Below are 8,689 nucleotides of genomic sequence, written 5' to 3'. Positions count from 1 at the left end.
AATAATACGCAGCGTCAAAACCAAGGGCAACGTTCAAATACACAAGGCAATGCGAATAATACGCAGCGTCAAAACCAAGGGCAACGTTCAAACACACAAGGTAGTGCAAACAACGCACAACGTCAAAACCAAGGCCAACGTTCAAATACCCAAGGTGGCACAACCCAAGGCGGCAATCAAAATCGCAGTAATTATGGTAACCAAAACCGTAACAATAGTTTTGGTGGTAACCAAAATCGCAATAAAAACAGATTCAATAAAAAAGGTAAAAAAGGCAAGTATCAACAAAGCCAAAAACCTGCTGTACCACCGCGTAAATTCCGTGAACTGCCAGAAGTACTGGAATACACAGAAGGTATGAATGTAGCAGATATCGCGAAGAAGATTCACCGCGAACCAGCTGAAATCATCAAAAAATTATTCATGATGGGTGTCATGGTCAACCAAAACCAACCATTGGATAAAGATACGATTGAATTGCTGGCTACGGACTATGGGATTGAACCTCAAGAAAAAGTCACAATCGATATTGCTGATATTGACCGTTTCTTTGATGCAGAAGAATCTAATGAAGAAAACTTAGTTTCTCGTCCGCCAGTTGTTACAATTATGGGACACGTTGACCATGGTAAAACTACTTTACTAGATACTCTGCGTCATTCTCGTGTAACAAGCGGAGAAGCAGGTGGGATTACCCAACATATTGGTGCGTACCAAATCGATATTAACGGCAAACCGATTACTTTCTTAGATACACCAGGACACGCGGCCTTTACAAGTATGCGTGCTCGTGGAGCTAGTATCACAGATATTACAATCTTAGTTGTTGCAGCTGATGATGGTGTAATGCCTCAAACGATTGAAGCGATCAACCATGCAAAAGCGGCGAAAGTACCTATCATCGTTGCAGTGAATAAAATTGATAAACCAGGTGCTAATCCACAACACGTGATGCAAGAGCTAAGTGAATATGAACTGATCCCTGAAGCATGGGGCGGCGACACAATCTTCGTTGAAATTTCTGCTAAGTTTAACCAAAATATTGACGAACTATTGGAAATGATTCTTTTAGTTGCGGAAGTAGAAGATTTGAAAGCTGATCCAACACAACATGGAATCGGAACTGTTATCGAAGCTCGTTTAGATAAGGGTAAAGGACCAGTTGCAACTTTATTAGTTCAACAAGGAACGATGAAAGTCGGAGATCCAATCGTTGTTGGGAACACTTATGGTCGTGTTCGAGTTATGACAAACGATATTGGTCGTCGTGAAAAAACTGCTGGACCGGCAACACCAGTTGAAATTACTGGATTGAACGATGTTCCTCGAGCAGGCGATCGTTTTGCTATCTTTGATGATGAAAAGACAGCTCGTGCAGCAGGTGAAGAACGTGCGAAACGTGCATTGCTTGAACACCGTAGTTCTAGTGCGCGTGTGACATTGGATAATCTATTCGAATCCCTTAAAGAGGGTGAATTGAAGGAAGTTAATGTCATTATTAAAGCGGACGTACAAGGTTCTGCTGAAGCATTGGCTGCTTCATTGAAGAAAATTGATGTTGAAGGTGTACGTGTGAAGATCGTCCATTCAGCAGTAGGTGCAATTAATGAAAGTGACGTTACTCTAGCAGCAGCAAGTAATGCGATCATTATTGGATTCAACGTTCGTCCTACGCCGCAAGCAAAACAACAAGCAACGGCTGAAACAGTAGATATTCGTTTACATCGAATTATTTATAAGGCTATCGAAGAAATCGAAACAGCGATGAAGGGTATGCTTGATCCTGAATACGAAGAAAAAATTACTGGTCAAATGACCGTTCGTGAAACGTATAAAGTTTCTAAAGTTGGTACGATTGCCGGCTGTTACGTTAATGAAGGTTCAATTCAACGTGATAGCGGAGTTCGAATCATTCGTGATGGCATTGTCATCCTCGAAGGAAAACTTGCCAGCTTGAAACGTTTCAAAGATGATGTTAAAGAAGTCAAAATGGGCTTTGAATGTGGAGCTATGATTGAAAACTTCAACGATCTTAAAGTTGATGATGTGATTGAAGGCTTCATTATGGAAGAAATCAAACCCAAATAATTTTTAAACAATAAAGGAGGCAGTCGCTATGCCAAATTATCGCGATCGTCGTCTCGCTCAAGAAATTTTAAAAGAGGTCAATGACATCTTACGTAAAAAGGTTCGTGATCCGCGGGTCCAGGATGTGAATATCACTGATATTCATGTCACTGGCGACTTGCAGCAAGCGACGATTTATTACAGCCTGTTGTCTGATAAGGCTTCAGACAAGCAAAAAGCACAAGAAGGATTGAACAAAGCAAGCGGCTTGGTTCGTCGTGAATTGGGCCATGCTTTGTCGATTTATAAGACACCAGAATTGTTTTTTGAACTAGATGAATCCGTTGAATATGGTTCTAAGATTGATCAAATGATTCGTGATTTAAATAAAGAATAAGTTTGTTAGAATCCGAAAAATTTTTCGGGTTCTTTTTTGCATTATTTAACAAATCCTGTTAAAGTGTATGCAGTTTGTAAGTAATCCTTTTGCTGGATATTTTTCAAGGAGGCAAAGTCTAAAATGACAACTGAATTTGAAGAACGGATGAAGGAGCTCCATAAAGAATTTGATAATTTGAGCCCTGAAGAACGTAAAGCCGTTAAACAAAAAATAAAAAGAATCAATGTCTTAACTTCTCGTAAATTGGAACGAATGAAGCATGACTTGTTACGTATGGAAACCAAACGTGCACAACTTTCGTTAGATGGTGAATCGAAAGAACTGTCTGATTTGGAAGATCGCATAATTAGTAAGAAAAGAGAGTTCTTAAAATTATTATTTAAGGCAAAAGAGAATTGCTCCAAGAGGTGATTGAGTGGGTCTAATTGAGATTATCATCATTTTAGCCATTTCCATTACCTTATCAAATGTTTTAGCAAAAGTTTTTCCATCCTTTCCTATCTTTATGATCCAAATTATCATAGGGATTATTCTTGGATTGACCGAAGTAGGTAGTTCAATTAATTTTGAGCCCGAAGTTTTTCTAGTAATGATTATTGCTCCCTTGTTGTTTCGTGAGGGAGAGACAGCGGATATCCCATCAATTTTGAAGCATTTCGGGTTGATCCTGCTACTAGCCTTTGGCGGTGTCATTTTTACGTTATTTGGACTAGGATTTGTTTTACATAGTATTTTGCCGGCGATCCCGATCGCTGCTTGTTTAGCTTTCGGAGCTTCATTAGGGCCAACCGATGCTGTTGCGGTAAGTTCGCTGGCAAAACGCTTGAATATTCCTGAATCAGTGATGCATGTTTTAGAAGGCGAGGGATTAATCAACGATGCTACAGGCGTAACGGCCTTTCAGTTTGCTGTTGCGGCTTTGTTGACTGGTCAATTTTCGGCCGCTGATGCGTCGATCTCCTTGCTGGAATCCAGTATTGTCGGTGTATTGGTTGGATTAGCAATCATTTGGGTGAAAAATGAAATCATAAAAATTATTGAACGGATTTCCGCTCAAGATGTATCCGCCTATTTATTGATCGAACTAATTTTGCCATTTGTGGCTTATTTTATTGCCGAATTATTTCATGCGTCCGGGATCATTGCAGCGGTTGTTACCGGTGTGCTGCAGGCAACTGGGTTCCGTCGCGTCAATCTGTTTGAGGCGCAATTATCGAATGTGACAGAGAGTTCCTGGAGTACGATCAGTTTCATGTTGAACGCGCTGGTATTTGTTTTCTTGGGGATTGAGTTGTCTCAAGTCTTTTCACCAGTTTGGAATAGCCGGAACTATTCAAATGTCCATCTTTTGGGAATTGTCTTATTGCTGACAGCATTACTATTTGTTTTACGATTCTTGTTTGTCAGTGGTTTTTATATAGTGACGCAGGGCTGGAAGAAGAGTCATGCACAATTAAGGGATCGATTATTATTAACCTTTGGCGGAGTCAAAGGGACGGTCAGTATTGCCACGATTTTTATTTTGCCAACGACGATCAATGGGATTGAATTTCCTGAACGATCGCTGCTGCTGTTCATTACCGCCTGTGTGACGTTTCTAACACTAATCATCGGTATGGTTTTATTGCCCATCTTATCTGAAGGGGAAGTTGTGCCGCCAACCGATCCAAAATTGATGTTGATTTTACGGGAAGTAATCAGTGAACTATACGACGATCTGGAAAATAAGGATCTCAGTGAAAAAGAACGCTTTGCGATGTTAGCAGTCATCGCAAATTATCAAGGTCGGATCCAGCTGGTCTTCAATAATTCAATGCCTGAAAGTGCCCAACAGGAATTTCAAGAAATCCAAGCGTTGATTATTTCGGTTGAGCGAGATGGGTTGGATGAAAGTTTCAGACGTCACCAAATTGATTCGGGTGCGTATCGATTGTACTCGCGGTTTATTTCAAATGTATCTGAGTCGGTGACAAAACAGATGTTGTCACTACTTAGTTTTTGGCTGATTTTTGTACGGCGCATCATTCGGGTTCTCTTACATCCGAAAATGTTTTGGCAGCGTCGGCAAAATCGTAAAGAAACGGTTGATAATCAAGATATTTCGTCACTTAGAAAAATCTTTGTACGCAACAGTGAAGCAATATTGGACAGTTTGGAAAACCTGCGAGATGTTTATGATGCGGACTTGATTGATTTCTTTGTTGATGAGCGTAAAAATCTGATGAAACAGGTTAGCGGGCATGGATTATTTGGAACGTATTTGATCCAACAAGATCCACTTTATGCCAAAGAGCTGATTCGCGGGTTTTATCTAGAGAGAAAGATTATAGATAAATACGAAGTCGATGAAGACATTACTAACTTTGCGGCGAATAATTATCGCCATCAAGTGAATCAGTTAGAATCATATGCTATGCGGCAGCCATCAGATCCAAGCATTTCGTTTGTGATCAACCGGCAGAGACAAAAGAAGCGAGCAAAGGAAAAGAATTATTAGAGCTGTCATTTTAAATGGCGGTTCTTTTTTTGTGTGACGATCTTTTCTCTGAGAGTGCGAGAGACAAGTTTGCTTTTTACGATTAACAAGGTTCTAAATTGCCATCATTATTTTTAGCTGATTAAAAAGCTCATGAGCTAAAAGCTGGCTTGCCAAATCTCGGATCAGCTATGCTATAATGGGAGCGTTGATTATAAAATGAAATGAGGAAACAGCGATGGACGGTATCTTGCCGTTATGGAAAGAGCGCGGCATGACGAGTCATGACTGTGTCTTCAAGTTAAGAAAAATTCTACAAACTAAAAAAGTCGGTCATGGAGGAACGTTGGATCCTGATGTGGATGGGGTGTTGCCAATCTGTATCGGAAAAGGAACCAAAGTAATCGAATATCTGCAGGATAGCGGGAAGATTTATGAAGGGGAAATTACTTTAGGTTTTTCTACCACCACGGAAGATCGTAGTGGAGATGTTTTAGAGACCAAGATGGTTGATTCGCCCTTATCAGAAGATGAAGTTGATCAGATGATGGCAACGTTTATCGGTAAGATTAAGCAAGTTCCGCCGATGTATTCAGCGGTCAAAGTAAACGGCAAGCGTTTATATGAATATGCCCGCGCAGGTGAAACAGTCGAACGACCTGAACGTGAGGCGCTAATCGAAAGTTTCAAACGCACGACCGAGCCTATCTATAATGAAGAAAATAAAACGCAAAGCTGGCGGTTTCAAGTAACCTGCGGCAAAGGGACTTACGTTCGGACTTTAGCGGTAGATCTTGGCGGAAAGCTAGGATATCCTGCTCACATGTCTGATTTAACGAGACTGGCCAGCGGCGGGTTTTCTGTCGGACAGGCAGTCACCTTAGCACAGGTCAGTGAGTTGATGGAAAAGGATCAAATTGATCAAGCCTTACAACCAATTGAAGAAGCGATGAAAGATTTTCCGCGGATTGACCTGACCGATGTTGATTGGCAAAAAGTGAAAAATGGGCAGGTCCTGCCAATGAAAGATTTTGGTTTGAAAAAAATGCCTGCCGATTTGATCGCCTTTTTTTATCAAAATCAGTTAGTCAGTCTTTATGGACAGCATCCAGAAAAAAATTGGCTTTTGAAGCCAAGTAAAGTGATTCGAAACGAGGTATAACAGATGGAAATTGTAAAACTACGTCATCCTTATAGACCCGAAGATATTCCGGCAGGAGACTGTGTATTAGTTTTAGGTTTTTTTGATGGTGTTCATCGAGGGCATCAAGAAGTAATTAATACTGGGAAAAAAATTGCTCAAGAAAAAAATTTGAAGTTGGCTGTGATGACCTTCAATCAGCATCCGGCAGTTGTATTTCAACAGGTCCAGAGCAAACCCATTAAATATCTTTCTACTCTAAAGCAAAAAGAAGAACGCATGGCTGAACTGGGCGTAGATATTTTATATGAGGTGGCCTTTACGTCATCGTTTGCCGCGTTGGCACCGCAAGAATTTGTTGATCGCTATATCGTTGGACTACATGCGAAAGTGGCGGTTTCCGGCTTCGATTATAACTTTGGTAAGGATCAAACGGCTGACGCAGAGAATCTGCCGAAATATGCCAATGACCGTTTTGAAGTAGTGATCGTTGCTAAAAAGACGGAGGAACATGAAGAAGAAAAGATCAGTTCCTCGCGTATTCGACGTTTGTTGTCAGAGGGTCGTTTAGATGAAGCAAATCATTTATTAGGTTATGTGTACGAAGTAAGCGGGACTGTGATTCATGGCGAGGCTCGTGGAAGGACATTAGGTTATCCAACGGCGAATATTCAAGTACCGGAAGATATGAACTTGCCGAAAGAGGGCGTATACGTCAATCAAATTAAGATTGGTGATACATGGTATCCAGCGATGGGGTCGATCGGTCACAATGATACGTTTGGTCCTAATCGGATGCTGACCGTTGAGATCAATATTTTGGACTTTAATCAAGAAATATATGGTGAAAAGGTCAAAGTCCGCTGGTATCATATGCTGCGTGGACAAGTTGCATTTGAATCGGTGGAAGGGTTGATCAAGCAACTCGAAGCGGATGAGCAAGCGACAAGGGATTATTTCAATCGTTAACAACTGGTAAGACATTCAGAAATGGGTGTCTTTTTTTTACGCATTTCTAATATGGGCATCAGATTTTGTTATCATTAAATAAAAAGGAGTTTTTTGGATGGAAGAAAAATGGAGCATTCGACGTTATCAAAAAGCAGATGCGGATGAATTATTCACAATGATGGAAAAGGAGGCGGATTGGGAAGGGTATTGCTATGGCGATGGAAAACAGAAATATTTACAGGCGCTAGAGACTTCTGTGACTTATTTACTTTTTGAAGGGGAACTATTATGTGGTTATGCTCGCTGTCGAGAGGACGATGGGTTTGGAGTCTATGTTTATGATTTGCTAGTGGATACTGATTGTCGTGGAAAGAAATATGGCCGCTATCTGATGGAACAAGCGTGTAAAGACTTTCCGGAACAAACGGTTTATGTCATGAGCGATGTTGATCCGTATTATGAAAAACAAGGGTATCAAAAAGAAGGGATGATTTTTATTGTAAAACCGCAATAAAAAATCTGTTGTTGACTCTCCCTTAACAGGAGACACTATTCTGTTAATGAGAGGAGTGATCAGATTGAGCACAGCCATCGTAGCTGATCAATTAACAAAAGAAATTGGCGGTAAAAAAATCGTCAACCAGCTGTCCTTTAGCGTAAAAAAGCGTGCTCGTAACTCATATGCTAAACTTTTATTATTAAGACAAAGGAAATCAACTCAACGTTTTAAAATAAAGTCATTTGCAAAGTTGAACATTGATTATCCAATCTGTCTATTTAATAAGGAGTGAGTAAAATGCACGCTTGGGAAGCTGTTCAAAAATCAGTAGACTATGTTGAAGAGAACATCAAAGAAGAATTATCAATTGAAGAATTGGCCAAGGTTTCTTTCCTATCCATGTATTATTTTCAAAAACTGTTTAGTCGTTTAGTTGGAAAAACAGTCAATGAATACATTAAGGCGAGAAGAGTGGCCAATGCAAAACCATTGCTGAAATCAACTAATAGACGGATCGCCGATATCGCAATTGAATATGGGTTTAATAGCCATGAGGCTTTTACAAAGGCCTTCAAAGAAATCTATAGTGTCACTCCGGAGACTTATCGCAAAAATGATCTGTTATTGACAGACTTTTTGAAGCCGGATTTATCAATTTACTATACGCTGGTAGATGAAGGTGTGCCATTGATGGTGGATGATATGGTACTTGAGGTGAATCAGCAAGCGCTTGAGCAGACTGAATACTACACCGGATTTTCTAAACAAGTGGATGCTAGAGAGATGAATAAAGTAGGGGTCAACGCTCTGATTGAGTTATGGGATGAATTTCATGAAAAGAAAGACACGATTCCTAACCTGTTGACAGACGGGCTGGAAATTGACTATTTTACAACAGATGCCACGCCTGGAAAAGTTCAATATTTTGTTGGAGGAAGCTCTGATGATCAGAAATCGGAAGGTTTTACGCAATTCGACATTGAACCTGGGACCTTTTATGTCTGTACATTCGAGGCAGAAAACTTTGAATATTTAGTGGAGGATGCGTTGTATAAAGCCAATAACTACTTCTTTGAAACATGGCTTCCAAGACACGGGATAGCGTAAAATATTTTGTGTAAATAGAATTTTTGAGTAGAAAAAAAGAAAGTCCAT

At 40.2% G+C, this 8,689-nt stretch carries 8 protein-coding genes; all 8 read left to right on the top strand.

Features of this window, described 5'->3' with window-relative positions:
* Window positions 1-2,088 (top strand): translation initiation factor IF-2 (gene infB / locus PGP85_RS13475; RefSeq protein ID WP_270327987.1); only part of this gene is annotated, 2,088 nt, incomplete at its 5' end.
* 28 nt (window positions 2,089-2,116) lie between these two features.
* Window positions 2,117-2,464, top strand: a complete 348-nt coding sequence (gene rbfA, locus PGP85_RS13470) for a 30S ribosome-binding factor RbfA (RefSeq protein ID WP_010740326.1) — start codon at window positions 2,117-2,119, stop codon at window positions 2,462-2,464.
* A gap of 123 nt (window positions 2,465-2,587) precedes the next feature.
* Window positions 2,588-2,878 carry a hypothetical protein gene (locus tag PGP85_RS13465; protein ID WP_010740325.1) on the top strand — a complete coding sequence of 97 codons (291 nt, stop codon included), beginning with the start codon at window positions 2,588-2,590 and terminating at the stop codon, window positions 2,876-2,878.
* A gap of 4 nt (window positions 2,879-2,882) precedes the next feature.
* Window positions 2,883-4,964 (top strand): cation:proton antiporter, encoded by a 2,082-nt coding sequence (locus tag PGP85_RS13460; RefSeq protein WP_010740324.1) that lies wholly within the window; start codon window positions 2,883-2,885, stop codon window positions 4,962-4,964.
* A gap of 217 nt (window positions 4,965-5,181) precedes the next feature.
* Complete coding sequence (truB, locus tag PGP85_RS13455) at window positions 5,182-6,105, top strand: tRNA pseudouridine(55) synthase TruB (RefSeq protein ID WP_270327985.1); 924 nt, start codon at window positions 5,182-5,184, stop codon at window positions 6,103-6,105.
* Window positions 6,106-6,108: 3 nt separating this feature from the next.
* Window positions 6,109-7,053 carry a riboflavin biosynthesis protein RibF gene (ribF, locus tag PGP85_RS13450; RefSeq protein WP_270327983.1) on the top strand — a complete coding sequence of 315 codons (945 nt, stop codon included), beginning with the start codon at window positions 6,109-6,111 and terminating at the stop codon, window positions 7,051-7,053.
* Between the two features lie 97 nt (window positions 7,054-7,150).
* On the top strand, window positions 7,151-7,549 hold the full coding sequence (locus PGP85_RS13445) for a GNAT family N-acetyltransferase (protein WP_270327980.1): 399 nt from the start codon (window positions 7,151-7,153) through the stop codon (window positions 7,547-7,549).
* A 282-nt stretch (window positions 7,550-7,831) separates the two neighbouring features.
* Window positions 7,832-8,641, top strand: a complete 810-nt coding sequence (locus PGP85_RS13440; protein ID WP_270327978.1) for an AraC family transcriptional regulator — start codon at window positions 7,832-7,834, stop codon at window positions 8,639-8,641.
* The last annotated feature ends 48 nt before the right edge of the window (window positions 8,642-8,689 follow it).

Source organism: Enterococcus malodoratus (assembly GCF_027659535.1).
GTDB classification, from domain to species: domain Bacteria; phylum Bacillota; class Bacilli; order Lactobacillales; family Enterococcaceae; genus Enterococcus_A; species Enterococcus_A malodoratus.
Note: the sequence above shows the minus strand (reverse complement) of the source record. Positions and strands in the feature narration are given on the sequence as shown.